Origin of the sequence: Paraburkholderia guartelaensis, from assembly GCF_004353905.1 — a bacterium.
GTDB lineage: Bacteria > Pseudomonadota > Gammaproteobacteria > Burkholderiales > Burkholderiaceae > Paraburkholderia > Paraburkholderia guartelaensis.
Genome location: NZ_SMOD01000002.1, coordinates 462,940 through 487,786 on the forward strand (window position 1 = coordinate 462,940; position 24,847 = coordinate 487,786).

Below are 24,847 nucleotides of genomic sequence, written 5' to 3' on the forward strand. Positions count from 1 at the left end.
CATGTTTCGCGAGGCGCCGTCGTGGCAAGCCTGAGACCGTTGCAGTCCCGTAGCGTGAATCGCGACGTCTGCGTTCAACTATCGAGTGAACGCAGTGAAATTCTGCCAGCCCGTCGACAGGGAATGAATTGAGAAAATTTGCCCGAGGTTTGAGCAAATGGTTAAGGCTCACAAGGGGTTAACGCTGGGGCGCCCGCATGGAATTGCAGGCGGAGGGCACGATCGTTCGGAAGACGCTTACTGCTCGGCGTGGCTCTTCGCGTCGAGATGCTGTGCGGCCTCTTCGAGGCACGACACCATGAGTTGCGCGCTCGGCGTGAGGCCCCGATTGCGGTTCCACAGCACGCCTGACGGGCGCAGCAGCCGCGGCAGGCTCAACGGCAGCGTATGGAGCGGCTGGGTGGGGTCGTTGGCGGGCGTGTCGGCCATCACCGCGATGAAATCGGAGACCTGCAGATGCGCGCGCACGACGTGAATCGACAGCGTTTCGATGTAGTTGCTCGTGAGCGGCACGCCATGCACTTCGAGCGCGCGCTCGAGCGGGTCACGCAATATCGAGCCAGGCGGCGGCAAGATCCACGGATACGGATGCAGGTCCTCCCACTTGAGGTGCTTCTTGCGCGCCAACGGATGGTGGCGCCCCGTCACGAGCGTCACGGGGTCTTCGAGAAGTTCCTTCTCCTCAAAGCTGCCGAGCGTATCCGGAGCCGGGAGACGGCCCACGACCAGATCGAGCTTGCCCTGCCAGAGTTCGGGCAGCAGCGAGGCCGTCGTGCCTTCTATCACCACCACATTGGTGCCAGGCGAGCGTTGCTTCAACAGCCCAAGCGCCTGCGGCAACAACACGGAAGCGGAGGCCGGCAGCATGCCGATATGCACCTTGCCCTCGGTGCCGGAACTCAGGGCCTTTAACTCGTCGCGCGCCTGATTGAGGATGGTCAGCATTGACCGCGCGTGGCGAATCAGGCAATCGCCGTAGGGCGTGGGCACGAGGCCTTGCGCGGTGCGGGAAAACAGCGTGAGTCCGAGCCCCCGTTCGAGTTCGGCGAGGGCCTTCGAGACGGCAGGCACCGTCACATGGGTAACATCTGCCACCTGTGTGAGGTTGCGGTAGGTATCAATTGCCGCGAGAAGGTGCAAATGCCGTGCCTTCAGGTTGATCTGCAAGTACCAGTCAAGCGCCGACACGTCGCGTACCTCTCCCCGTTTTACGATCTGGTTAAGCCTGTGGCCATTTTACTCAATTGCCGCGCAGTCGGGTTCGCAGGCAGGATCACGCTGCGCGTCATTGCGCATACGGCATTCCCTGTCTTTTGCCGCGCCTGCGGCGACTGTCGAATCCGTCACAACGACTAGCCCGATCAACCGGCATAGGGAGACACCTGATGACGCAAACCCTCGCTCGACGCGGCTTCTTGCGCAGCGCGGCCGTTTTCGGCCTGAGCATCGCTGCCGCCGGACTCGCCGCGCCCTATATCGCGCGCGGCGCTTCCTCGCAACTCCGGATCGTCAGTAACCCTGGGCTCGAGAACGCCACGCTCAATGCGTTGATGGACGAGTTGGGCTATTTCCGGCAATTCGGCGTGAATGCGCTGATCGTTGAGATCGCCGGCGCAACGGGGCCCTTCAATACCATCGCAGCCGGCAGCGGGGACCTCTGCATGGTTTCCGGCTACAACCTGGTGTTGTCGCGCATCGCACGAGGCGCGAACGTCAAGATCGTCGGCGCAGGCATGAAGAAATGCGCACTGACGGTTTTCGCGAGACCCGAGAGCATCCATACGCTCGCCGACCTGAAGGGCAAGACGGTTGCTGTCGGCCCGGCTCGCGGCTTGTTGCATTTGCTGATGCTGCAGCTCATGAAAGAAAAAGGGATCGACGCTACGCAGGTCAATTTCGTCGACAAAGGCAGCAACGACGAGTGCCATGAGGCCGTCGTAAAGGGCGAAGTCGACGCCTGCTGCTCGAGCATTTCGCACTTGAACGATCGCGACGGGCTCGTGGTGCTCAACGACGCCAACATGTGGCAAGCGCTACCTCAATGCATCTTCCAGACAGCCTATGCTTCGAACTCCGCGATCCGCGACAAGCATGAAGGCATGGTCGCCGTGATGGCGGCCTACGGCGCACTCTACGAATTCCTGATGTCACCGGCCTCGCGCGATGCCCTCTTCGAAGCGCGCAAGCACGCGCAAAAGAAATTCGACAAGGCGTCGGCCCAGGCGATCTGGACGTTCAACGAAACGCAGCGGCCCTACTCGAAAGACCTTTCTCTAACAGGCGACGACATCGGCTATCTGCAGGACATGTACATCGGCCTCGGTATCCTGCAGCAGAAGCAGCCGTTCGACGCCGTGGCCGACATGTCGGCCGCCCATGCCGCGGCGAAGCTGCACGCCTGATTTCTGGCTTCCCCCATAAAAAAAGCCCCAAAGACCGGAACGACGATCCGGACCTTGGGGTTCAGTTGATGCAACTGCTCTGCGTGGGCCGTGCTCTACATCAGAACGTGTGCCGGATACCGGCGATAACGGAGATCTGCGAGCCGCCAACCGGGGGCGTGGGCACCGGGGTAATGGTCGTCGCCGCGAGCGCGAGGTTGCCGTCGTTATGAATATGCTCGGCCGTCAGGTAGAGAAAGGTCCGCTTCGACAGGAAATATTCGCCGCGCAAGACGAACACCAGCGCGCTGTTGGGCGAATGATCGTATTTGAGGTCTGCCACCATGCCGTCGACATAAATGAAGGGCGTCACGGGCACGGTGCCGGTCACCCAGAACAGGTTGCTCTTGGGTGTCGCGATACCTTCGTCGTCGCGCCGGATCCAGCCCACGCCGAACTTGGCGTCCTTGATCTTGAAGTAACCGCCCAACGTGAAGCGGCTGTCCGTGAGTTTCGGCGACGTGAGACCGCCCCATGTCGCGGAGGTGCCCCCGTAATTGCGCTCATAGGAAGTTGCCACGCCCCAGGTGTGCGCATCGTACTTGAGCATTGCCGAGTATTCGCGGCATTCGTTCGAAGGCGTCGTTTCGCCCGGGCAATTCGAAGCGGCACTGCTATTACCGGCAACGGCATCGCGGCCGAAGCTGTAGTTCACACCGCCTTCCAGACTGCCGAGGAAGAAGCGGTAGCTCACGGAATTGTCGGCACGCGCATTGGCGATGCCGTTATCCAGCGTGGTCAGGCCTTGCGCACCGGTGCCGAACGGATTGATGAACGAAGTGGCAAAGAAACGCATCGTGTACTGACGACCGAACGTCAGACGACCGTACGGCCCGTCGAGACCCACATACGATTGGCGCCCGAACAAGCGACCGCCCTGCCGGGAAGTTCCGTTGTTCGGCTGGAAGCCGCCCTGCAAATCGAATATGGCCTTCGTGCCTCCGCCGATATCTTCGATACCGTGAATCCCGAAGTAGGAAGTTGCCGTTCCATCCCCCGTGCGAACGGTGTGAGTGGTCGCGTGCTTACCTTGGGCCACGTTGTTGACGTACTCCACCCCCTGATCGATCAACCCGTACATGGTGACCGAACTGGCACCCATGGACTGACCCTCGGCCGCGCTCTCGTCTTCAGCTTGTGCCCACGTCGGCGCAATGCTCAACAGCGCCGCGCAAGCACATATAGCGGTCGTGTACTTCATGATCGTTGCTGTCTCCTTGTATTGGGCCTCGATTCGCCTTGGCAGCTAACTGAAATCAGTCACTGCCCCGGTGTGGGCCACGCTTTTAGGTTTCTTTGTAACGCAACGAAATTTTGCCAGCGCGCCGCTACAGGTCTATTGAAAAAAAAAGCGTCGCGCTTGAGCGAACGGTTAAAGGTCGCGCCTGTACGTGCGCTTCAATCGCGTCGTCGCACGTACGTTCGTAATGAGAACTCTCGCCGCCGAGTGTGGAATGCATCGCATAATTATTTAGGGTGCCGAATTTTTTCCGCTGCATCATCGCCAGCGCGTTGACGAATATTTCCGGATATTTGCGCGTGGGGTTAAGGCGTGGCGGTGAGGCTGTGGTAATGCTGCGGTGAGCGCGATACCCCGCTCATTTGCCGGACTGGACCGTACCATTCAAGGCCGGACCGTAACTCGCGCTCGCGTTGGCCTGTTGTTGCGCGACGCGCGCCTCGGCATGGCGCAGGCCTTCCGGGCATTCACCCACGCAATCGGCGAGCGGATTGTAGCCGGCCCTTTCGAGTTGTACGAGTTGAGCGCGAACCTGCTCGCGCGTAAGAGGCTCGCTCGACTGCGCGAATGCGAGAGCGGGAACCAGCACGACGGCGGTGACGAAAGCGGCTTTGATCGACAAGTTCATTTTTTTACCCTTCTAACTTTAGGTTGGCCGCAGCATTTGCTGCAGCGACGAAGTTAGTATTCGACACTAGGGTAAATACTTAGACTATTGAATAAAAGCGCCGACGTCTTGAGTGTTTCGTAAAGTCGCGACGGGGCATGACACCAGGCGAAAGCGAATGGCCGCAACGGGTCTCAACGATCCGCTGTGGTCAGCAGTCACGCCTTGGGATAGATCGATCAACCGCTACGAGGATCAGAGCCTGCCCTTACCCGGCAATGCGCTTGAAACTGACGTAGTAGTCCTCGGTGTAATAGCACTCGCTGGGCTGCTTGCGCGGTCCACCACATACGATCCGGCGCTGCCCGCGATCCGTCGTGCCCGGGGTGCGAACCGTGTACGTGTGGTAGTAGCCGCGCGGATGCTTCGGCAGCAATTGCGCAGTGTTGCGGAACAAGACGCCGTCGTCCGCAAAGGGAAAGGGGCCGCCCGCTTTGATCAGCCGCATTGTCTCGGCCGCTTCGCCGGGCAACTGCGCCATGGTGACGGAACCCAGCGTGCCCGCAACTTGCGCGCCTGATGCCGCGGGTGTACCGCTTGCGGCCTGACCTGGTGCCTGGCTCGCGGATGCGCCCGACGCCTCGGTGGCGTTTCGCGAACTCTCCTTGCCGCAACCGCCAAGGATCGCGCTCAAGGCGACGACGCAAGGGAAAACCCACGCTCTCTTCACGAAACGATTCTCCCCTCGTTGACCGGAACTCGACGACCAGGATAGACGTAAAGGTAGCGCTAATGGCGAAGCGAATCAATGTTCAGCTGGAAACACCCACTCGGTACACGAGACCCCGGCCGACGAACGGCGGCCGCCTACATCCGTTTCGATGTAAGCGGCCTGGAACTGCAATCGCATAATGCCTGGATGACGCGGTACTTCCACTGCGTGTTGCTGCGCACTTCGACTACGTGTTGCTTCACACTTCAACTGCGTGATGCCCTGCTCTTCAACTACGTAATGCTCCGCACTTCAACTGCGTGATTCAACTGCGTCCTGCTCTGCACTTCGACTACGAGTTGCCCTGCACTCCTCATTGATTCAACAGCGTGGTGCTTCGACAATAACCGATTGAATCTGCCACATACGACTACTGCTGCTGCCGGACTGCTGTTCTGCAACTGGTACACGGTATGGTCCAACTCGACCGCAGGAGGGGAATCCTGGGATGGAGCCAACGACTCGCTCCATGAAAGACAGTGTAGACGTCGGCGGGACAAACCAATTGCCCGAAGCGAGCCCAATATCGCGCCGAGTTCGCCCAATTGGGTGGCCTCCCTGCCGAGACCACAAGGCGACCGGTTCAGGCCAGCGCTTGCTCCTCGGGTTGATAGAACGGGTAGTCCGTATATCCGATGTGCGTGCCGCCGAAGAAAGTCGGACGGTCGTACGAGTTGAGCGACAGCTTGCGACGCAGCCGCTCCGGAAGGTCGGGATTCGCAATGAAGTGGCGACCGAATGCAACCAGATCTGCATCGCCGGCCTGCAGGATAGATTCGGCCTTTTCACCGTCGAAACCGCCGGCTGCGATGATGGTGCCCGCATAGTGCTTGCGAATGAGCTGAGCTGCAACCGGATCCGGGTTGGCGCTTTCGTTCTCGACGTTGCCGAGAATGCGGGGCTCGATGAGGTGCAGGTACGCGAGATTCAGCTTCGCGAGTTCTTGTGCAACATACGTGAACAGGCCGACAGGATCGCTATCCGACATATCGCCCCACGACCCGCTCGGCCCAAGGCGCACGGCAACCTTGTCGCTTCCCCACACTGCAATAACGGCACGTGTGGCTTCCATCAACAGGCGGGCGCGGTTTTCGAACGTACCGCCGTAGATGTCCGTGCGCTTGTTGCTACCGTCCTGCAGGAACTGGTCGAACAGATAACCGTTTGCGGCATGCAGTTCCACGCCATCGAAGCCTGCCGCGACGCCGCGTGCAGCCGCAGCGCGAAAGCTTTCGACGATACCCGCAATTTCATGCGTCTCCAGTGCGCGATTCGGCGTATTCGGGACCCAGCCGGCGTCCGTATATGCGAGGCCGCCGTGAGGCACTTCCGAGGGACCCACGGGCCGCCCGCCGTCGGGTTGCAGCTCCGAGTTCGACTGGCGCCCGGCGTGGTACAGCTGAAGGAAAATCTTCGCGCCCTTCGCGTGGACTGCATCGGTCACGCGCTTCCAGCCGGCAATCTGACTATCGTCGTACAGGCCAGGCGCACCGAGATAGCCATTGCCGTTCGGCGCAGCGATGGTGGCCTCGCCGATCAGAAACCCGCCGGCCGACGCGCGTTGCGCGTAATACTCCGCCATGAGCGGGCCGGGAATCGCACCGCTTTCGGCACGCATACGGGTGAGCGGTGCAAGAACGACACGGTGCGAGAACGTGTAAGGGCCGACTTTGACTTCAGAAAAAAGCTTGGACATGATTTACCCGAAGAAAGATTGGAAGGCGTATCGATCACCTCGTGTCCGAGGTGACAGGAGCGAAGCCGCAGAGCTTGCTTACTTCGTCGCGACATCGATGGACTAAAGTGTATATGCACACATCGAAGAATTTGTCCCGATTACTTCCAATACTGTTCTCGTGTTTCGCAAACAATTCTTCAGCGTTGAAGCCGGTTTGAAAACATCCGGCTCCTCCAACCGGCATGGCTATTTCAACCAGAAATAACCAACGAAACATTATTGAAAACTGCGCGCATGTCGCTAGCATTCATTCATCGACTGCCGGACTTGATATCGGCAGCGTCTATCAAGAATTTGCGGCCTCCTGGCTGGGGAGACGACGGGTATGCGAGTCCTTGTATTGGGTAGCGGGGTCGTCGGCGTGACGAGCGCGTTCTATCTGGCGCGCGCCGGCCATGAAGTCACTGTCATCGACCGCGAGCAAGGTCCCGCGCTCGAGACGAGCTTCGCAAACGCCGGGCAAATTTCTCCGGGATACGCAGCGCCGTGGGCCGCACCAGGCATTCCGCTCAAAGCCGTTAAGTGGATGTTCCAGAAGCATGCCCCGCTCGCCATCCGCCCGGACGACGCGGACAAGCAGTTCCAGCTTCAGTGGATGTGGCAGATGCTGCAGAACTGCACCGCGGAGCGCTACGCCATCAACAAGAACCGTATGGTGCGGCTCGCGGAATACAGTCGCGATTGCCTGAAGGCGCTGCGCGCTGAAACGGGTATCCAGTACGAAGGACGAACCGGCGGGACGCTACAAGTTTTCCGCACGCAGCAGCAGTTCGACGGCGCGGCAAAGGACATCGCCGTCCTGAAAGATGCGAACGTGCCCTACGAGTTGCTCACGGCAAACGAACTCTCGCGGGTTGAGCCGGCCCTCGCTGCGACCTCGCATAAATTGACCGGCGGCCTGCGTTTGCCTGGCGACGAGACAGGCGACTGCCAACTGTTCACGACCCGGCTCGCCGCTCTCGCCGTGGAGGCAGGCGTGACGTTCCGCTACAACACGACCGTCGATACGCTCGTCGTCGAAGACTGCAAGGTCGTTGGCGTGCGTCACGGAACCAGGCTCATCCACGCCGACGCGTTCGTTGTCGCGTTTGGCTCCTATTCGACGAGCTTCCTGTCTGGCCTCGTCAAGATTCCGGTCTACCCGCTCAAGGGATATTCCATCACGGCGCCTATCGTGGACGAGGCGCGCGCGCCGGTTTCGACCGTCCTCGACGAGACCTACAAGATCGCCATCACGCGCTTCGATAAGCGAATTCGCGTGGGCGGCATGGCCGAAATTGTCGGGTTTGATAAACGCCTGCGCGAGGCTCGGCGCGAGACGCTCGAAATGTGCGTGAACGACCTGTTTCCGGGCGGCGGCGACACATCGAAGGCGACATTCTGGACCGGCCTGCGGCCGATGACGCCGGACGGCACACCCATTGTCGGCCGCACCGCCGTGGCCAATCTCTTCCTGAACACGGGCCATGGCACGCTTGGGTGGACCATGTCCTGCGGTTCGGCGCAGCTCCTCGCCGACCTGATTTCAGGCAGACAGCCCGCTATCGAGCACGATGACTTGAACGTGTTCCGCTATGCGAAGGAGCCGGAGGCACCGGCGGATTTCGCGCTGGACTAGTCAGGACTGCTGGTGGAGTTGTGAGCGTCGACCGACGCTCACCTTTTGACTAATGCGAAGACGGAGCGAACGCTTCGAAGTACATCCGCTCGAGTGCGAGCGTTATGCCGAACTGCGAAGTTTGCCGCAGTCCATTTGCGCCACAGAATTGCAGCTCGCCGCGCTGGCCGACAACGATGACCTCCTGGGCGCCGCCCTCGAGGTACGCCCTGATCCGCGCGCCGATGTCGTACGCAAACTTGCGGTCGAGGAGCACCTCGACGCACAAATCCGGCACAAACGGAACGGGATCGTCCCGGTCAAACCCTTCCCACTTTTCAGGCGGCATCCAGACGACGTCAGGTACGCGGATGCCAAATGACGGTGTCGCCACGGCAACCGACATCGCCGCCACGTGACCAATCTGCTCGGCAATCTGGCAGTAGACGTCGGTCAGAACGATTTGGCGCCTTGCAGACGGTTGAGGATGCGGCACCGTTTCACCGCGAGCATTGAGTTCACAACATTCCCACACCCCAGAATCAGAGCTGGAGTGCATCCGACGCCAGGTCGCTACAAGCCCGTCCTGCTCGAGAAGAGTCGACACAACCACAAGCCTCCGATAGGGGAATTATCTAAGGGTATTCCCTTTGTCGATTGCTGAAAAGCCATTGTTTCTGTGCAGCGCACCATAAACTACCCGGGGTGCATGAATGCGATTTTGCACCCGTTATCGGGTCATATCTGGAGGCCCTGCGCTTCAGCCTGACGTCGACGACGTGGCTAAATCTGAGCGCCATTCGTCCCGATTGTGCAACGCACCAAGATCACCGCAAAGGGTAGTATCAGCGCTTGATGTTTCGCTTCTGTCGAAGTCGCCTTCTGCGGGCGCGTCGATGAAGTGTTAGTGTAAGAGTTTGCCGAGTGCCCCTATCGTCTGGACACGAGAAGTGCAATGGAAATCGATGCGGAGACTTTCCGGCGACTGCGCCGTCTCGCCCCCGTCGTTGACGACATACTCAACGCAGGGGAAGTTGAACATGCGGGCCAGGCTGCGAATCTCGCTGCCCTCGCACAACTATGCTCGACCCTGTTCGACGCTTACTGCTCGATGCATCCCGAGGAAACCGCGCAAGCCAACCTCGACATGCTCGAGTCACATAAGTAGGAACCAGGGGCACCGCGGTCACCGAGTGTCCGGATGCGCGAGGCCCGCTTCCTCGATAATCTGCTCGTATTTTTCCGCGCCGACTACCTCGCGGTACTCCTGCTTCAGCCGGATGAGTGCCTGCGCCGTTTTGGAAATCACACCGTGGACTTCCAGCTGCTCAGCGTGCACCAGGGCCTGCCCCAAAGTCATGGCCACGTCAGTATTCCTTATTGCAGTTGAACAGCCATCAAGTCGTTGACGAACGTGGGTCGTGCGGAGGCGAACTCCATCAGGTTGACGAAGCCGTTGCTGAGCGCAAACGCTTCCAGCGCATCCTTGCCGCTGTCAGCCTTGATGCGGCCGTAGCTTTCGACCATCTTCAGGTCGGTAATCAAGTACACCATCTCAACCTCTTTGCGTCTGTGGATGCCTCGAGTCGTTGTCCACTCAAGGATTCTTTCGAAGAGTACGTAGCGTCACTTAAATCGGGCTTAAACAACGCCGACACGTCGAAAGCCTTGCCAGGCCGGCGATTCAAAAGCGCACGGCGCCTGCCGGTACGCCCTCGTCGATGAGAGAAGTTAAGATGAGAGTGAGATAGGCAATTGCTCCCGTCTTCGGGCACCAGAAAGATGGAACGAGAGACATACAAAGGCTATGACTTGTGGGGCCACGCCATCGCGCAGCAGGCGGAACTGCTAACGCCGGAGCGCTACGCAGGGGGCGGGACCATCATCCAGGGTAACAAGCTCATCTGCACTTCCGGAGTCCTCGATCTGTTCGATTCGGAGGAGGAAGCGCAGGACGCGGGAATCGCCTGGGCAAAGGCGTGGGTCGACACGCACGGTTAGTGCGGAGGTGCAACGCCGGTTCTTCGGGTACTTCGACCAGCTGGTCAGCATCACAGCGCTGCCGCTCAGTCCGCCTCGCTGGCCTTCTCCGATTCGACCACGTCGAGAGAGATGACCTGCGTGCCATCGATCTTGCCGAGCACGATGGTTTCTCCCGTCGCGTCGCGCAGTTCGACAAGCCGGGGACGCAACATCTGAACCACCGGATCGACTGCGTTGATAGCTTTGGCGAGCAGTTGCGACGTCTGCTGGGACTTGGCAACGAGGCAAGAAACAAAAACCGAAGGGGAAAAAGTCTGGCCGACCAGAGGGAAGGGAGTTCTGGAACGGTTAGGGATTTGCAGACTGAGAGAATCTGCATCCGGCGATCGCTGAAACCCTTGGTGGGCCGGGTGCGGTTCGACCCACGACGTCCTTTCGGAGGCGGATTATGAGATGACGCGTCGACGCACTTCGCTAAGCGACCGCCACCGGCTGACGCTCGCGTCGAACTGCTTCACCGTGTCGATGAGGCCAGTCGCCAGCAATTGCGCGATCTGCGCGGCGGAGAGCTGAAGACTCCACCCGGTCGGCAGCGACGAAGCCAGTCAGATTGCGCTCGACGCCAACCGTCAACTTGCCCGTCGTGTCCTTGTAGGGCATCTTGCGCACGCTCTCGTCGCGACGATGTTCGGCGTTTAGACGAGTCAGAATCACGAATCCCCCGGCCACTTTCCATGAGCCACGGCCCACAGCGCCGCGGCGATCGTATTGAACGGCCCGCAACAGATCACGATCTTGCGCTGCGCGCACCCCGTCGCCGCGAAAAAAGCTGATGCCACTCTTCGCCATCTTCATCAGCTCACGAGTTCCATCGTGTTCGACTCGACGCGCAGCGGTGCAGCGGGGTCGTCGGCAAGCTCCGCCTTGTCGTCCGCCATGGACTGCTCGAAGTTCGTCATGCGCGACTCCATATCCGCGCGCCATTGGTGGTCCGAGGCGCGCTTGTCGATCGGTTCTTGGCTCGACGAGATCCCCGTAGAAAGCGACCGCTACGACGGCGCCTGGAAATGAAAGAAGCCGCCCGAGGGCGGCCTGCGACTGCTTGGGTTGCGATTTAACCCCTTAGCAATTCCTAACCTGAGCATCACAAGGTCATTTGGCGTGGTCAATACATACGTTCAAGACCCGTCGATTGCGAGGACGAAGCGGTTCTCTTTTTCGCATTGGTCGGCACCGTTGATGCAGGTTTCCGTTGCGCTTGTCCTTCTGCTTCATTCTGCATGGCCTCGGAAATCACCGCGTCGATTTCTTCAATCAATTTCTTTTGCGCGGTCTGTGCCTTTGTCTTCCCGGCAGCCGCTCGCGCCTTTTCAATTTCCCGAAGCACGGACATCCCAGCACACCCGCAGGCAAACGCGCAGATCCCAAAGACAATCGGATGTCCGGCCCTCATGAAGGCTATGGATCCGAGGCCAAATACGACCATCGCAACCAATCGGCCAACGTCGACCGAAAGTTCATCAGTCAGAACGCCTTTTGTGACGTCCCAAAGCATTCCCGTTGCCGCAATCAATGCGGCGTAGAAGACGATCTTTGCCCCAAATGAATCCGTATGCTCGCGAATGATTTCGTCCGTGACGGCGAGCAAAGCAGACGTGACCAGAAAGAAGAAGAGAAGCCCCACCATGTTCCATATTTTTTTCATCACACACCCCGTAGTTGTTTGAGGGGGTGATTATCAGCAAGCGCAAGGCAAATGCCAACGTGCTGGAAGGGAAATGTGTGAGTTGTGTGGGTTACCTTGTTGCCGCAAGCACGGCGCCTGCAGACGATCGCCGCGCCCCGGAGAAAGGGATGGTAATCATCACCATACCTTCGTCAAGACGGCTAGACCTCTTCCTCGCGACAGACTGCAGGGCGAGCTGGGCCTGTCAGCCTCCAAAATGGCCACCCTGCTCGGGGGTATCGAGTGGCCGACAATGGCAGAACTACACCGGAGGCGAGAAGCCTCGGGACATGAGTCCGCACATGGTGTCCTTCGCCACAGCTCGACTGGAGTTGGACGACGCCACGATCGAGCGCGTCCTGCAGCGCATGCGCCAGATCGGAGCGATGATCGATTTGAACGCCCCCCGCCGCTCGGTGGAGAGCAGCAGCCGTAGCGATGCCTCTCGGGTGCACAGCGGCATCCGCACACGCGCAGCAGAGCTGGTTCCAGTTCGAGGCCGGCATCGGCGGCAGCGCTTACCAGCATGGACCGAACAGTCTCTGGTATCAGGAGGGGAGATGCCAAAGTCCCGAGCGCGAAAACCAACATGACCAGCGATCAATGGATTGACCCTGACCTGGTCGGTGTCAATTCAGCAGATCCTTGCAGCGGCCCTTGCAAAAGCCTCTCCGACTTCATGGGATGCTGGCACGATATGGGCTTTGCGCTCACGCTCGAGCCGCACCATACGTGAAATGGCATCACGTTCGGCGGCGACGCCGGGCCCCATATTCACCGCTCAACGTGGTCGGAAGACGTGGCGGTACGCTAACGCAAATGCGCAACCGATCGCCATTCACGTGAAGTGGGAACCGGTATGGGCGCTCGGCTGGACCGTCGGCGCTAGCAGGACCTACCGCAACTTCGGTATCTAATACGCATAGTTCCGCAATCAGGGGAACGCGACGGCCCCCCCCTACAATCCGATCCGGGAGTCGACGCACGTGCTCATGGCGACTTACCGGTACTGACAAGAAAGCGCGGTAAGATAGCGACCTCCTTTCCTGCCTGATTTCGGCCCGAGCGATGAGAGCGAGCGAAAAGCTAAATTCCGTCCATTTCATGCGTTTTTTCGCCGCGATGGCGGTCGTAGTGCACCATGTGACGACCGGTTTCGGGAACAAGCGCGTGATGGTTGGAGCGGCCGGGGTCGATGTCTTTTTTGTGATCAGCGGCATCGTGATCGGGATGTCGCTGCTGCGAGAGGAAGCACCCTACAACTTCGCGGTCAAGCGAATGATCCGCGTGCTTCCTCTCTATTGGATCGCCACGGCGGCATCCGTGCTTTTTGTCTATTCAACATGGGGGGAGCTCCCGACGACAGAAGAACTTGCTCGTTCGCTTCTGCTGTGGCCGAAATTCGGCACTGATTGGCATGCGATCTATTTTCCTGCCTGGACCCTGACGTACGAGATGCTGTTTTACTGCGTTGCAGGTGCCATATTGGTGGCGTCCCGCAAGCATGCGTGGACCGCCACGCTCGTGATCTTTACTCTCATTGGCCTGTTCAGGATTCCAGTCCCTGGAACGGATGGCGCATTCTTCTCGACCGCGGTATGCCTTGAATTCTGTATGGGACTGGCGATTGCCCCTCTCATCGTCTGCGGATGGCGCCCGTCGACGTTTGCAGGGATCGCGATGATTGCCATCGGCGCGATATTCGCCTGGAGCTATCAGGACGACGTCCTCTTGATCACCGAGCAGGCTTCTCGCGCCCACCTTGCCCGACCACTGCAGCTTGGCCTACCATGCGCCTTGATAGTTGCGGGAATGCTCGCGTTCGATAGCGCCAGTTGGATGCGTGAAAAGGTGATCGAACTGGGCGGTGACGCAAGCTACGCGATTTATGTGACCCACATCACAACCATCAACTTCGTTTCAGATCGCCTTTTGCGGCACGGCATAGACCCCAAAGGTCACCCCGTTACGATGCAAATCGCGCTGATCGTCCTATCGCTTGGTGTTGGGGTGTGCACTCGATTGTTCGTTGAGCGGCCGCTTTTGGACTATCTGAGAAACTTGCTCTTGGGGAGATCGACACGCGCGGTCACCGTCGCCTAGTGCTAAGCCAGCTCAATCGGTGCAGGCTCCAGTCAGTGCTGACGCAGGTCAATCTGGGGACCCATCGTGCTATCCTTCTTGACCCCGTTGCCGTGCGCAGTTACATCTTTGTAAGGCCTCTGGTATGACCCCATCAATTACAAGCACCGCTAGCTCCTATGGCTCGCGGTTCCTGTTCGCGCTGATCGGCGCCTCACTTCTTCCGTCTATCGTCTGCCTGCTGAATTTCGGCATGACGAACGGGCAAGTGTACCCACTGGCCTTTGTTTTTACGATCATCAGCTTCTCGGCCGGGTCGCACGTCTGGATGAATCTGGCATATCTGGCGAGCCCGAAATGGCGCGCCTATTTCGCCAAATACCCTATGCGTTTCTACGTCGTGCCCGCGCTCATTATGTGCACGTCCATCGTTGCCATTGCTCAGCCCATCAAAGCGATCGGCGTCGGGTACCTGTGCGCAATGGGCTTCGTGAACATCTGGCATCACTCAAAACAGAACTGGGGAGTCTTGTCGCTGATCGGGCGAGCACGCGGCCGCAATGTCTTGCCGCTGATGAATCCGCTTTGCCGCGCGTGGATCTTCTTCGCTATACCGTTGTGCATGTCTTTCCCTGCAGTAGCCAACTGGGTCGGTCAGGAAAGGCTTTATGACGTGGCACTTTTCTGCGCGGCAGCGTTCGCTGCATACTGCATCTTCCAGATCTGGAAATCGAAGTTCTTGACCAATCAGGACCCACTCGTTATCGTCGCTGCGATCGCACTGCTCTTCTACTTCGTGCCGTTCACGTTTCTCTGGAACAAGCCTTGGGGGATTATCGCGGCTGGCGCTCACTCCCTCCAGTACCATCTAATTGTCATATCGTCGCTCTCATTGAGCAATCGCAAGGCAGACAAGAAAATCTGGTTCGGCGCCGCACTCACCATTGGCGTGATGGCGCTCCTCACAGCCGCCGCTTTCGTGACCATCAAAACGGGCTGGCAGCAATGGGATAACGTGTGGCTTCGCGTTGTGTTCGGAGCCTTCCTCGGCGTCAACCTAACCCACTTCTGGGTCGACGCCTTCATATGGAAGTTCAACAACGCCGAGGTCAGGAAGCTTCACGGCGAAGCCTTCAATTTCTGACGCTATGCTATCTGTAGGTTAGCGAAGAAGGCTGGACGCTGATCCATGATGATCAGCGCGACGATTGTGAAAACACGCTCGCCGCCATCGTGTATGCGGAAAGCGCGGTCGGCTATCACACCTCGTGCCCTTACACATAGCCTTGGTCTCCCAAGTGGTTCAAGCCGACCACATCGCGTCACGACCTCCTGAAGGCCGGCGCGCTGATCATCGACGAAATCGAGCGCATCGATCGTGCAGGCAGCGCCGATGCGCAGGATGGTACGCAATGACTCAGAGCACGAACGTCCTGCGCACAATCGCACACCCGCAGTTCGCTTTCACTGCCCGACATCGAGCTTGGGCAAACGGTTGTACAACGATTCCATGGCTGCACTAGGCGCGGCGCGCCAAAGCGCTCCGTATACGATCTCGCTGTAGAGCTCGATCCCTTCGTGCGAGCCTGGGTCGATTTGTCTTGCTTCCACTATGAGGGCAAAAAGCCGCGTTGCAGTGTCAAGGATGGATTTGGCTTGCGTGTGGGGGATTGTCTTATTCATCCCGACTCATATCGGCGTATGAAGCGAAAACTTAATGGTGCTCTGTGCGCCGAAGGTAACCGCACTCGCACAGACGGGAACCAGAAGGAGGGAAACCAATAGCCGGATCGCCGTTCACAATGCCGGAGGAGTTGTGCGAGCTCACTACCATCCGTCGCCGCGCCGAACCCGTGCGCGGGCGTGCGCAAGAATTCGGAGAGCAGGCGCGACGTTTATGTCGAGGATGATGTGTTCCAGCGCGTGTATGCCTGCGCCGATCAGCCGACGCGCGATGCAATGGATATGGCCTACGTGACCCGTCAGCGGCCACACGACACGCTCAGCTGCGACGAAAGGGACGTACGCGATTGCTTCATAGCCATCGGCCAAGGCAAGACCGGGCAGAGGCTGCGCATCGAGGTGGTGGGCGAACTACAGGCTGTCATCGACCACATTCGCGCGCGGAAGGTTGAGCTCAAGGAGGTGAGTATTGCGCTCGTCATCAAAGAGAACGGCGAGCACATGACGCTAGGCGCCCTGCAGAAGCGCGTCTGCGTCGCGCGTGCACGAGCGGGCGTTCCGGTTGGCGATTTTCAGTTCCGCGACCTGCGCGCGAAGGCGGGCACGGACAAGGCTGATTCCTCGGACGGCATCCGCCAGGCGCAGCGACGACTTGGCCATAAATCGCTGACGATGACTGAGCACTACCTGAGGAAAAGGCGCGGGGAAAAGATGGGTCCGACGCGCTGAATGCGGCGGCGCAAAATGGAATTTTGCGGAAAAAACTCAAGGCTTCAAAATCGCTGAAACCCTTGGTGGGCCGGGTGGGGTTCGAACCCACGACGTCCTTTCGGAGGCGGATTATGAGTCCGCTGCCTGCAACCAACACGGCGTCCGGCCCACGAAGCTACGAAGCGTAGCGACAAACGAAACAACGATGACGTATCAACAAAAAAGCCCGGTCTACCCAAAGGCCGGGCTTTTCGACGACAGGCCGACATACTACACGAAAGCTGGTCGGCCTGGCCATCTTGCACGTGACTTCCGTGCATTAAATCTAACCAAGCTCAATTCCCTTCTAGGAACGACTTGAGCTTGTCCGAACGGCTCGGGTGGCGCAGCTTGCGCAGCGCCTTCGCTTCGATCTGGCGAATACGTTCACGCGTCACGTCGAACTGCTTGCCCACTTCTTCGAGCGTGTGATCGGTACTCATCTCGATACCGAAGCGCATGCGCAGCACCTTCGCCTCGCGCGGCGTGAGCGAGTCGAGCACGTCCTTCACGACATCGCGCATCGACGCGTGCAACGCAGCGTCGGCGGGCGCCACGGTGTTGTTGTCCTCGATGAAGTCGCCCAGATGCGAATCGTCGTCGTCGCCGATCGGCGTTTCCATGGAGATCGGCTCCTTCGCGATCTTCATGATCTTGCGGATCTTGTCCTCCGGCATTTCCATCTTCTCGGCGAGCGTTGCCGGATCCGGCTCGAGACCGGTTTCCTGCAGGATCTGCCGCGAAATGCGGTTCATCTTGTTGATCGTTTCGATCATGTGAACCGGAATGCGGATCGTGCGCGCCTGGTCCGCGATCGAGCGTGTGATGGCCTGACGGATCCACCACGTCGCGTAGGTCGAGAACTTGTAGCCGCGACGATATTCGAACTTGTCCACCGCCTTCATCAGGCCGATGTTGCCTTCCTGGATCAGGTCGAGGAACTGCAGGCCACGGTTCGTGTACTTCTTCGCAATCGAGATCACGAGACGCAGGTTCGCCTCGGTCATCTCGCGCTTCGCCTGGCGCGCCTTGAGTTCGCCGGCCGCCATCTGGCGGTTGGTTTCCTTCAGGTCCTTCAGCGGAAGCACAACGCGCGCCTGCAGGTCGAGCAGGCGCTGCTGCTGTTCGCGGATCGCCGGAATGTTGCGCGAAAGGATGCTGCTGTACGAATGGCTCTCCCCGACAATCTTCTCCGACCATTCGAGGTCGGTTTCATTACCCGGGAAACGCGCGATGAACTCCGAGCGTGGCATACCGCACTTGTCCACGACCGTGTGAAGAATCTGGCGTTCGACCTGACGCACTTCGTCCACCTGGGCACGCAGCGTGTCGCACAGGCGCTCGACCGTACGCGCCGTGAAGCGGATCGACATCAGCTCGTTCTGGATCGTTTCCTGCGCCTTGAGGTAAGACTTGGACTTGTAGCCTTCCTTCTCGAACGCGCGGCGCATCTTGTCGAACCATTCGCTGATGAGGGCGAACTTTTCGAGCGAGGCACGCTTGAGGGCTTCGAGCTGCGCCGCGTTGGCCGTCGCCTGCGCCGCGCCGTCGTCCTCTTCCTCCTCCTCTTCTTCTTCCTCTTCCGCCTCTTCGTCTTCGTCCTCGTTTTCGATCTCTTCCGCTTCCTTGGCGTTGAAGCCGTCGGTGTCTTCAGCGTTGGGATCGATCAGGCCGTCGACGAGTTCGTCCACGCGAATCTCGTCGTTCGCCACGCGCTCGGCCATGGCGAGGATGTCGGCAATGGTGGTCGGGCAGGCGGAGATCGCCATGACCATGTGCTTGAGGCCGTCTTCAATACGCTTGGCGATTTCGATTTCGCCTTCGCGCGTGAGGAGCTCGACCGTGCCCATTTCGCGCATGTACATACGCACCGGGTCGGTCGTGCGGCCAAATTCGGAGTCGACGGTGGAGAGCGCAACTTCCGCTTCCTCTTCCACTTCGTCGTCCGAAGAAGCGTTGGGCGCGTTGTCGTTGAGCAGCAGCGTTTCGGCGTCGGGGGCCTGCTCGTAGACGGCCACGCCCATGTCGTTGAACGTGCTGATGATGCCTTCGATCGCCTCGGTTTCCGTGAAGTTGTCCGGGAGGTGATCGTTGATTTCCGCATAGGTGAGGAAGCCGCGCTCCTTGCCGAGCTTGATGAGCGCACGCAGCTTCGTGCGGCGCTCCTCGAGCTCCTCGACGGTGCCGGGCTGCGACGACGCGAACGCGTCTTTCAGCAGCGCCTTCTCCTTCGCTCGCCGGTCGCGCGCACGGGTGGTCTTTTCGACCTTGCCCGCAGCGGGGGTGCTGTCTTCGCTCTGGTTTGCGTCGTCATCGACGGGTACTTCATTCAGCTTTTTCGTCATGGAGTTCGCCGTACCGGCTAGTGTCTCGACTCGCGGCTGCTGGACAACAGCCTCTTGAACCGTGGATGCTTGAGCCTCGCGCTCTGCCGCATCGTCCTCGACGGCAGGCACTTCCCTTGCACTTCTCGAACCGGACCGCTTCGTTGCCGGCTGCGTAGCGGCTTTCGCCGCACGTACAGGCGCTGCTCGCGCAGCCGAAACAGTCATCGACCTCTTCCGGGTAGCCGGTTCAGAACGGTTGGTGGACTCACTGCCCGACGAACGGGCGGAAGAACTGGCAACTGTGGCCTTTGCGACCTTGCTGGTCGGCTCCGTCGAGCCCTTGCCTGTTGCCTTTTTTCCGCCTGTAGTCTTTGCCATTGCCATTCCGCCCCTTGCTGGAAAACTGGACATTCACGGATTACCCCAACCCATTATGCCCACCCGGAAAAAACAAAAACAAACCGCTGAAAACCTGTTATTTTAGCACGCAGGGCAATAATCCCCCGTGCGGTCCTTCCCTTACAAACCGAGCTGACGTTTCATGTCAGCCCGCGTCTGATTCAGTGACATCAATTCGGCAAGTTCCTCAGGCGTATGTCGCGACTGCCGCGAAAGCGCGTCCAGGCGATCGCAACAGGCGTCGTACCGCATTTTCAGGATTGCCGCCGTCAATTCTTCGCTCACGAGCCGCTCCTGCTCGCGGCGCTCCTCCACCGCAGCGCCATCTTCCGGATTTTTCATCAGCAAATCCCGAACGTTTTCATCATAGTCCAGAATTTCGCGAAAAATCTCCTCGAAGGTTGGAGCATTGGCCCCATTTCTCAGCAAGTCCGAAAGGAGCTGAAATTCCGCCGAGTCGCCCAGTGCCCGGGCGTGAGTGGTCACTTCTTCGAACAGCTCGCCGTGGCGCGTCAGTCCGATCAGCGCCTTTTCAGCCTCTTCCTCCAGTTGCAGCACGATGCGCGGGTGCATCACGAGGTTGCGCAGCGCCTTGCGCTCGATACCGGTCACGAGGTGCCGGTCCTTGCGTGCGGGCGCCTGGCGCGCCGCCTGGGCAATGCGCGCGTCGACTTCGCACAGCGCGGCCACTTCCTCGAACGGCACGTCCAGGCGGTCCGCGAACATGTGCATGATCTGCGCCCGCAGGGCGTTCGCCGGCAGCTGCTGCAGGAGCGGCTTCGCGTCGAACAGCGCCCGCGCGCGCCCTTCCGGCTGGTCCAGTTCCTTGTCCGCCAGCACCTCGTTGAGCATGAACTGGGACAACGGCATGGCCCGCTCGACCTGCTCCGAGAACGCCTCGGTGCCGAATTCCCGCACGTAGCTGTCCGGATCGTGCTCCTGGGGCAGGAACAGAAAGCGGATCGTGCGGTTGTCGGCCGCGTGCGGCAGGCACGCGTCGAGCGCACGGCGCGCGGCGCGACGGCCCGCCGAGTCGCCGTCGAAGCTGAAAATCACCGTATCGGTCTGACGCATGAGCTTCTGCACGTGGATCGGCGTGCAAGCGGTGCCAAGCGTCGCCACGGCGTTCTGGAAACCCAGCTGCGCGAGCGCGACGACATCCATATACCCCTCGACCACCAGAACATAGCGCTGTTCCCGGATCGCGAGGCGAGCCTCGAACAACCCGTACAGTTCGCTGCCCTTGTTAAATAGCGGCGTTTCCGGGGAATTCAAATACTTGGGCTCGCCGCCGTCCAGCACGCGGCCGCCAAAGCCGATGACCTGACCCTTCACGTTGCGGATCGGGAACATCACGCGGTCGCGGAAACGGTCATAGCGGCGCGACTGGCCTTGCGCGTCCTGCTTTTCGCTGACGATCACGAGGCCCGCCTCGACCAGCGAATCGTCGCGATAATTGGTAAACGCAGATTCGAGGTTCTGCCATCCATCGGGCGCGTAGCCGAGACCGAAGCGCGCGGCGATTTCGCCCGTGAGGCCGCGCTTCTTGAGGTACTGGATGGCGTTGGTCGCGCTGCGCAGCTGCTTGCGGTAGTAGTCGCAGGCAGTCTGCATGACGTCGGAAAGCGCGGTGGTGACGGCCTTCGAGGCCGCCGGCGCATAGCCGCCCGCAGCGCCAGCCCCACCGCCGCCACGCATGGGCGAAGGCTCTTGCGGCACGGTCAGGCCGACCGACTGGGCGAGTTGCTCGACGGCTTCAGGGAACGTCAGTCCCGCGTGCTCCATGAGGAAGCCGATGGCGGTGCCGTGCGCGCCGCAGCCGAAGCAGTGATAAAACTGCTTGGTTGGACTAACCGTGAACGACGGGCTCTTCTCGTTGTGGAACGGACACAAGCCCATGAAGTTCGCGCCGCCCTTCTTGAGCTGCACGTAACGACCCACCACGTCGACGATATCGACGCGGTTCAGCAGGTCTTGCAGGAACGAATGCGGAATCATCGAAGCGAGCGCGCTTGGGCAGCCGGGGCTCGCGCGGCCCTATACGTAACATTCGCGTGACATACGCGTGACGTACGGGCCTCGCAGCGTCGCCCTTGGCCGGGCCGGCGCCGCGTGCGAGCCGGGTGCGCTTACTTCGAGAGCGCGGCTTTGACGAGCCCGGAAACGGCCGTCATGTCGGCGCGCCCGGCGAGCTTCGGCTTGAGCACGCCCATCACCTTGCCCATGTCCTGCGGGCCGGCTGCGCCCACCTGGGCAACGGCAGCCTGCACTTCGGCGGCGATCTCGGCGTCCGAGAGCTGCGCGGGCATGTAGGCAGCCAGGACGGTCAGCTCGGCGGCTTCCTTCTCGACGAGATCGGTGCGGCCCGCGGCCTCGAACTGGCTGATCGAGTCCTTGCGCTGCTTGATCATCTTGTCGATGACGGCCGTGATGCCGGCGTCGTCGAGCGTCACGCGTTCGTCGACTTCACGTTGCTTGATAGCGGCGAGCAGCAGACGAATCGTGGCGAGGCGCTCGGTTTCGCGCGCGCGCATCGCGGCTTTCATGTCGTCGTTGATCTGGTCTTTGAGACTCATCACTCACCTGAAATACGTTGGGGTTGCTGGAATACAAAAACCCGCCTGGAAACGCTTCCAGGCGGGTTGGCGCAAATTCGACATGGTTGCGACCACACCAGAGGACAGCCGCGGCCGCGGTGCACCAGGTAACCAGAGGCCGCGGACCGGCTGCCCACGTCGCCACGACATTTACGCGAGATCCACGCTGGAACTGCGCGGCCGCGCGTCACGGCGACGCCGGAATCAGTACAGCTTCTTCGGCAACATCTGGCTGCGCAGACGCTTGAAGTGGCGTTTCACAGCCGCCGCCTTCTTGCGCTTGCGTTCAGCCGTAGGCTTCTCGTAGAACTCGCGCGCGCGAAGTTCGGTCAAGAGACCGTTCTTCTCGATCGTGCGCTTGAAGCGGCGCATGGCGACTTCAAAGGGTTCGTTTTCTTTTACGCGGATGGTCGTCATTTTCCAATAACGGATCGGGGGTAAAGAAAGTTGAGTATAGCAGTTCCGGATTTGCGCATCGTGCGGCGGTTTGGGGGGAAACCCCAATTCCGGCAGCACGGTCGAGCGCGCCCGGAGCCTTCCCTGGCGGGGCTGAGCGGCATCAGGCAGCGCCCGGCCCAACGAGCAGCAACGGCACATGCGTGACCTCGATGGCGCGCTGGGCGACGCTGCCGAGCAGCCAGCGCGTGACGCCCCGCCGGCCCTGCGTGCCAAGCACGACGAGATCGGCCTGGCAGTCCTGCGCGTCGCGCAAAACGGTGTGGGCAATGTCGTCGCGCATGCGCCCGGTCGCCACGAGGGCGGTTTCATACGCGCGGCCAGACGGGTCGAGCTGCTCGTGCGCGCCGGCCAGCGCCTTGCGCCCAAGGTCGGCGAGCGCATCCTCCAGCACCGAGCCCGGCACCGGGTCGCCGGCCACGCTGCTGCGGTCCACGACATAAACCGCGCGCAATGTGGTTTGCGGTTCGGCCAGCCGCAGCGCCGCGTCAATTGCCTGCGCCGAAGCCGGACTGCCGTCCGTCGCCAGCAGGATGCGGGCGAGCGGCGCGTAACCGTTCGCTTCTTCGTACTCCACGGGCACGACCAGCAGCGGACAGGGCGCGCAAACCGCAAGCGCGCCCGAAACCGATCCGTCGACCCAGCGCTTCATGCGCCCCTGGTGCCGCGTGCCGACCACCAGCATGTCGGCTTCCCAGTCACGCGCCGCATCGGCAAGCGCCGGCACGACGGCGCCGGCCTCGGCGGAGAGGCCGACCACCTGCCCTTCGACCAGGGCAGCTTGTCCGTTGAACGCCGACATCGCCTGCTCGAGCGTGCGCTCGGCGGCGTGGAGATATTCTTCGCGCGCCGCGCTGAGCGCGTCGGTTATCCACGCGTCGCCCGCGGTGTAAGCGCCGCCCGCATTCCACGCGCGGGGCTGCTCGATTGCGCACACGATACGCACCTGGGCGTCGCGCGGCACCACGCGCGACGCAAAACGCAGTGCCTGCGTCGATGCCTTCGAATCGTCCACGGCAATCATGATTCGCCGCAGTGGCCCGCTTGGTGCCCGGGTGTGCTGCTGTTCCTCTCGATTCACGTTACGTACCTTTTCCTCGTGGTCAGGCATTCAAGCGTGAACCTCAGACGCCCAGTGAACAATGACAGGGGTCAACCGCGAGAGATTCGGCAGTCCGTATCGATCAGGAAATCAGCCTGCGCCCAGTGAATATTCGGCGGCGGCCTCCCCGGCCGCGACGCCCGAGGCCCACGCCCACTGGAAGTTGTAGCCGCCAAGCCAGCCCGTCACGTCCACGGCTTCGCCTATGAAATAGAGTCCCGGCACGCGCTGGCTCATCATCGTCGCCGAGGAAAGCTCGCGTGTGTCCACGCCGCCGCGCGTGACTTCGGCCTTCTTGTAGCCTTCGGTGCCCGTAGGCGTGAGCGTCCATTGCGCGAGCCCTTCGCCGATCTTGCGCAGCGTTTTATCGGGTAGATCGGCGATACGCGCGTCGGCCTTCACCTGATGCGCCTCCAGCCAAACATGCGCGAGGCGCGCCGGCACCCATTCGGCGAGCAGGTTGCCGATCTGGCGTTTCGTCGCGCCCTTGGCTTCGATCAATGCCGCCGCAGGATCGTGCTCGGGCAGCAGGTTCACGCGGATCGGCTGGCCCGGCTGCCAGAAGCTCGAAATCTGCAGGACGCCGGGACCGGAAAGGCCGCGATGCGTGAAGAGCAGGTCTTCGTCGAACGCCCCGCCGGTCTTGCGCTCGCCCGTCGCCACGTGGACTTCGAGCGATACGCCCGCGAGCGGCACATAGGGCGCCCACTCGTCCTGCGCGAACGTGAGCGGCACGAGCGCCGGGCGCGTGTCGATGAGTTTGTGGCCGAACTGCTTCGCCACGCGATAGGCGAAGTCGGTTGCGCCGATCTTCGGGATCGACAGGCCGCCCGTCGCGATCACGAGCGCTTTCGCGCGTATCTCGCCCTGCGGCGTGCCGAGCGTGAAGCCCGCGCCATCGGCGTGGCTCACCGCTTCCACCGGCAGCGGGCGGCGCCACGCCACCTGGCCCGCGTCGCACTCGGCGCGCAGGACGTCGATGATCGCCTCGCTCGACTGGTCGCAGAAAAGCTGGCCCTTGTGCTTTTCGTGCCAGGTCACGCGATGCTGGCGCAGCAGCGCGAGGAAGTCGCGCGGCGTGTAGCGCGCCAATGCCGAACGGCAGAAATGCGGGTTGTTCGAGAGATAGTTGGCCGGGCTTGCCTGCAGGTTCGTGAAGTTGCAGCGCCCGCCGCCCGAGATGCGGATTTTTTCCGCGAGGCGCGGCGCGTGGTCGATCAGCGCCACACGGCGGCCCTGCTGGCCCGCCACCGCCGCGCACATCATGCCGGCCGCCCCTGCGCCGATCACGGCGATGTCGAAAGATTCCATGGCGCGCATTCTACCTGCGCGGCGGCGGGGCTTGTC

At 60.7% G+C, this 24,847-nt stretch carries 26 protein-coding genes and 1 tRNA gene; 8 read left to right on the forward strand and 19 right to left on the reverse strand.

Annotated features, from left to right (window positions below; all coding sequences use genetic code 11):
• Nucleotides 1-237 precede the first annotated feature (237 nt).
• Nucleotides 238-1,188: a LysR substrate-binding domain-containing protein gene (locus tag E1N52_RS04245; RefSeq protein ID WP_133180452.1), complete on the reverse strand. Its 951-nt coding sequence runs from the start codon at nucleotides 1,186-1,188 to the stop codon at nucleotides 238-240.
• Nucleotides 1,189-1,385: 197 nt separating this feature from the next.
• Between E1N52_RS04245 and E1N52_RS04250 the strand changes: the two genes are divergently transcribed.
• Nucleotides 1,386-2,402: an ABC transporter substrate-binding protein gene (locus E1N52_RS04250; RefSeq protein ID WP_133180454.1), complete on the forward strand. Its 1,017-nt coding sequence runs from the start codon at nucleotides 1,386-1,388 to the stop codon at nucleotides 2,400-2,402.
• A 100-nt stretch (nucleotides 2,403-2,502) separates the two neighbouring features.
• Here the strand turns inward: E1N52_RS04250 and E1N52_RS04255 are convergent, their stop codons facing one another.
• The 4 genes from E1N52_RS04255 to E1N52_RS04270 all read right to left on the reverse strand — a co-directional run bounded on the left by E1N52_RS04255 (nucleotide 2,503) and on the right by E1N52_RS04270 (nucleotide 6,756).
• A complete protein-coding gene (locus E1N52_RS04255; RefSeq protein ID WP_133180456.1) occupies nucleotides 2,503-3,642 on the reverse strand; it encodes a porin in 1,140 nt (379 codons plus the stop codon).
• Nucleotides 3,643-4,039: 397 nt separating this feature from the next.
• Nucleotides 4,040-4,309 carry a DUF4148 domain-containing protein gene (locus tag E1N52_RS04260; protein WP_133180458.1) on the reverse strand — a complete coding sequence of 90 codons (270 nt, stop codon included), beginning with the start codon at nucleotides 4,307-4,309 and terminating at the stop codon, nucleotides 4,040-4,042.
• Between the two features lie 247 nt (nucleotides 4,310-4,556).
• On the reverse strand, nucleotides 4,557-5,018 hold the full coding sequence (locus tag E1N52_RS04265; RefSeq protein WP_133180460.1) for a ribonuclease: 462 nt from the start codon (nucleotides 5,016-5,018) through the stop codon (nucleotides 4,557-4,559).
• 625 nt (nucleotides 5,019-5,643) lie between these two features.
• Nucleotides 5,644-6,756: an alkene reductase gene (locus E1N52_RS04270; RefSeq protein WP_133180462.1), complete on the reverse strand. Its 1,113-nt coding sequence runs from the start codon at nucleotides 6,754-6,756 to the stop codon at nucleotides 5,644-5,646.
• Nucleotides 6,757-7,123: 367 nt separating this feature from the next.
• Here E1N52_RS04270 and E1N52_RS04275 point away from each other — a divergent pair, with 367 nt between their 5' ends.
• On the forward strand, nucleotides 7,124-8,416 hold the full coding sequence (locus tag E1N52_RS04275; RefSeq protein WP_133180464.1) for a D-amino acid dehydrogenase: 1,293 nt from the start codon (nucleotides 7,124-7,126) through the stop codon (nucleotides 8,414-8,416).
• A 49-nt stretch (nucleotides 8,417-8,465) separates the two neighbouring features.
• On the opposite strand, the gene E1N52_RS04280 is transcribed toward E1N52_RS04275, so the two are convergent.
• A complete protein-coding gene (locus tag E1N52_RS04280) occupies nucleotides 8,466-9,002 on the reverse strand; it encodes a Uma2 family endonuclease (protein ID WP_133180466.1) in 537 nt (178 codons plus the stop codon).
• Nucleotides 9,003-9,350: 348 nt separating this feature from the next.
• Between E1N52_RS04280 and E1N52_RS04285 the strand changes: the two genes are divergently transcribed.
• Nucleotides 9,351-9,563: a hypothetical protein gene (locus E1N52_RS04285; protein WP_133180468.1), complete on the forward strand. Its 213-nt coding sequence runs from the start codon at nucleotides 9,351-9,353 to the stop codon at nucleotides 9,561-9,563.
• An 18-nt stretch (nucleotides 9,564-9,581) separates the two neighbouring features.
• Here the strand turns inward: E1N52_RS04285 and E1N52_RS04290 are convergent, their stop codons facing one another.
• Nucleotides 9,582-9,761 carry a hypothetical protein gene (locus E1N52_RS04290; protein ID WP_133180470.1) on the reverse strand — a complete coding sequence of 60 codons (180 nt, stop codon included), beginning with the start codon at nucleotides 9,759-9,761 and terminating at the stop codon, nucleotides 9,582-9,584.
• 11 nt (nucleotides 9,762-9,772) lie between these two features.
• Nucleotides 9,773-9,949 carry a hypothetical protein gene (locus E1N52_RS43985; protein WP_165979333.1) on the reverse strand — a complete coding sequence of 59 codons (177 nt, stop codon included), beginning with the start codon at nucleotides 9,947-9,949 and terminating at the stop codon, nucleotides 9,773-9,775.
• Between the two features lie 228 nt (nucleotides 9,950-10,177).
• Between E1N52_RS43985 and E1N52_RS04295 the strand changes: the two genes are divergently transcribed.
• Nucleotides 10,178-10,396, forward strand: coding sequence for a hypothetical protein (locus tag E1N52_RS04295; protein WP_069266156.1), 219 nt, complete (start codon nucleotides 10,178-10,180; stop codon nucleotides 10,394-10,396).
• Nucleotides 10,397-10,461: 65 nt separating this feature from the next.
• Here the strand turns inward: E1N52_RS04295 and E1N52_RS45245 are convergent, their stop codons facing one another.
• From E1N52_RS45245 to E1N52_RS04305, 3 genes are all read right to left on the reverse strand, one after another.
• Complete coding sequence (locus tag E1N52_RS45245; protein ID WP_281282598.1) at nucleotides 10,462-10,590, reverse strand: hypothetical protein; 129 nt, start codon at nucleotides 10,588-10,590, stop codon at nucleotides 10,462-10,464.
• Nucleotides 10,591-10,852: 262 nt separating this feature from the next.
• Complete coding sequence (locus E1N52_RS04300; RefSeq protein ID WP_133180472.1) at nucleotides 10,853-11,233, reverse strand: hypothetical protein; 381 nt, start codon at nucleotides 11,231-11,233, stop codon at nucleotides 10,853-10,855.
• Between the two features lie 310 nt (nucleotides 11,234-11,543).
• Nucleotides 11,544-12,083, reverse strand: coding sequence for a hypothetical protein (locus E1N52_RS04305; protein ID WP_133180474.1), 540 nt, complete (start codon nucleotides 12,081-12,083; stop codon nucleotides 11,544-11,546).
• A 1,089-nt stretch (nucleotides 12,084-13,172) separates the two neighbouring features.
• On the opposite strand from E1N52_RS04305, the gene E1N52_RS04315 reads away from it, so the two are divergent.
• Together E1N52_RS04315 and E1N52_RS04320 are read left to right on the forward strand one after the other, a co-directional pair.
• Complete coding sequence (locus E1N52_RS04315) at nucleotides 13,173-14,207, forward strand: acyltransferase family protein (protein WP_133180475.1); 1,035 nt, start codon at nucleotides 13,173-13,175, stop codon at nucleotides 14,205-14,207.
• Nucleotides 14,208-14,331: 124 nt separating this feature from the next.
• Nucleotides 14,332-15,330: a hypothetical protein gene (locus E1N52_RS04320; protein WP_133180477.1), complete on the forward strand. Its 999-nt coding sequence runs from the start codon at nucleotides 14,332-14,334 to the stop codon at nucleotides 15,328-15,330.
• Nucleotides 15,331-15,650: 320 nt separating this feature from the next.
• On the opposite strand, the gene E1N52_RS04325 is transcribed toward E1N52_RS04320, so the two are convergent.
• Nucleotides 15,651-15,869 (reverse strand): hypothetical protein, encoded by a 219-nt coding sequence (locus E1N52_RS04325; protein WP_133180479.1) that lies wholly within the window; start codon nucleotides 15,867-15,869, stop codon nucleotides 15,651-15,653.
• Between the two features lie 180 nt (nucleotides 15,870-16,049).
• On the opposite strand from E1N52_RS04325, the gene E1N52_RS04330 reads away from it, so the two are divergent.
• The gene (locus E1N52_RS04330) at nucleotides 16,050-16,598 is read left to right on the forward strand and encodes a tyrosine-type recombinase/integrase (protein WP_133180481.1); all 549 of its coding nucleotides are present in this window, start codon (nucleotides 16,050-16,052) and stop codon (nucleotides 16,596-16,598) included.
• Between the two features lie 63 nt (nucleotides 16,599-16,661).
• Here E1N52_RS04330 and E1N52_RS04335 read toward each other — a convergent pair.
• Both E1N52_RS04335 and rpoD read right to left on the reverse strand, forming a co-directional pair.
• Nucleotides 16,662-16,749: transfer RNA gene (locus E1N52_RS04335), tRNA-Ile, on the reverse strand.
• A gap of 166 nt (nucleotides 16,750-16,915) precedes the next feature.
• Nucleotides 16,916-19,171 carry an RNA polymerase sigma factor RpoD gene (gene rpoD, locus E1N52_RS04340; protein ID WP_246088946.1) on the reverse strand — a complete coding sequence of 752 codons (2,256 nt, stop codon included), beginning with the start codon at nucleotides 19,169-19,171 and terminating at the stop codon, nucleotides 16,916-16,918.
• Nucleotides 19,172-19,205: 34 nt separating this feature from the next.
• Here rpoD and E1N52_RS44755 point away from each other — a divergent pair, with 34 nt between their 5' ends.
• Nucleotides 19,206-19,430, forward strand: coding sequence for a hypothetical protein (locus E1N52_RS44755; RefSeq protein WP_246088947.1), 225 nt, complete (start codon nucleotides 19,206-19,208; stop codon nucleotides 19,428-19,430).
• Nucleotides 19,431-19,465: 35 nt separating this feature from the next.
• Here the strand turns inward: E1N52_RS44755 and dnaG are convergent, their stop codons facing one another.
• From dnaG to E1N52_RS04365, 5 genes are all read right to left on the reverse strand, one after another.
• Nucleotides 19,466-21,343, reverse strand: coding sequence for a DNA primase (dnaG, locus tag E1N52_RS04345; protein ID WP_133180485.1), 1,878 nt, complete (start codon nucleotides 21,341-21,343; stop codon nucleotides 19,466-19,468).
• Between the two features lie 131 nt (nucleotides 21,344-21,474).
• Nucleotides 21,475-21,921, reverse strand: coding sequence for a GatB/YqeY domain-containing protein (locus E1N52_RS04350; protein WP_133180486.1), 447 nt, complete (start codon nucleotides 21,919-21,921; stop codon nucleotides 21,475-21,477).
• Nucleotides 21,922-22,146: 225 nt separating this feature from the next.
• On the reverse strand, nucleotides 22,147-22,359 hold the full coding sequence (gene rpsU / locus E1N52_RS04355) for a 30S ribosomal protein S21 (protein ID WP_013434742.1): 213 nt from the start codon (nucleotides 22,357-22,359) through the stop codon (nucleotides 22,147-22,149).
• 142 nt (nucleotides 22,360-22,501) lie between these two features.
• Complete coding sequence (locus E1N52_RS04360) at nucleotides 22,502-23,422, reverse strand: universal stress protein (protein WP_165979334.1); 921 nt, start codon at nucleotides 23,420-23,422, stop codon at nucleotides 22,502-22,504.
• A gap of 168 nt (nucleotides 23,423-23,590) precedes the next feature.
• Nucleotides 23,591-24,811: a BaiN/RdsA family NAD(P)/FAD-dependent oxidoreductase gene (locus E1N52_RS04365; protein ID WP_133180490.1), complete on the reverse strand. Its 1,221-nt coding sequence runs from the start codon at nucleotides 24,809-24,811 to the stop codon at nucleotides 23,591-23,593.
• Nucleotides 24,812-24,847 lie beyond the last annotated feature (36 nt).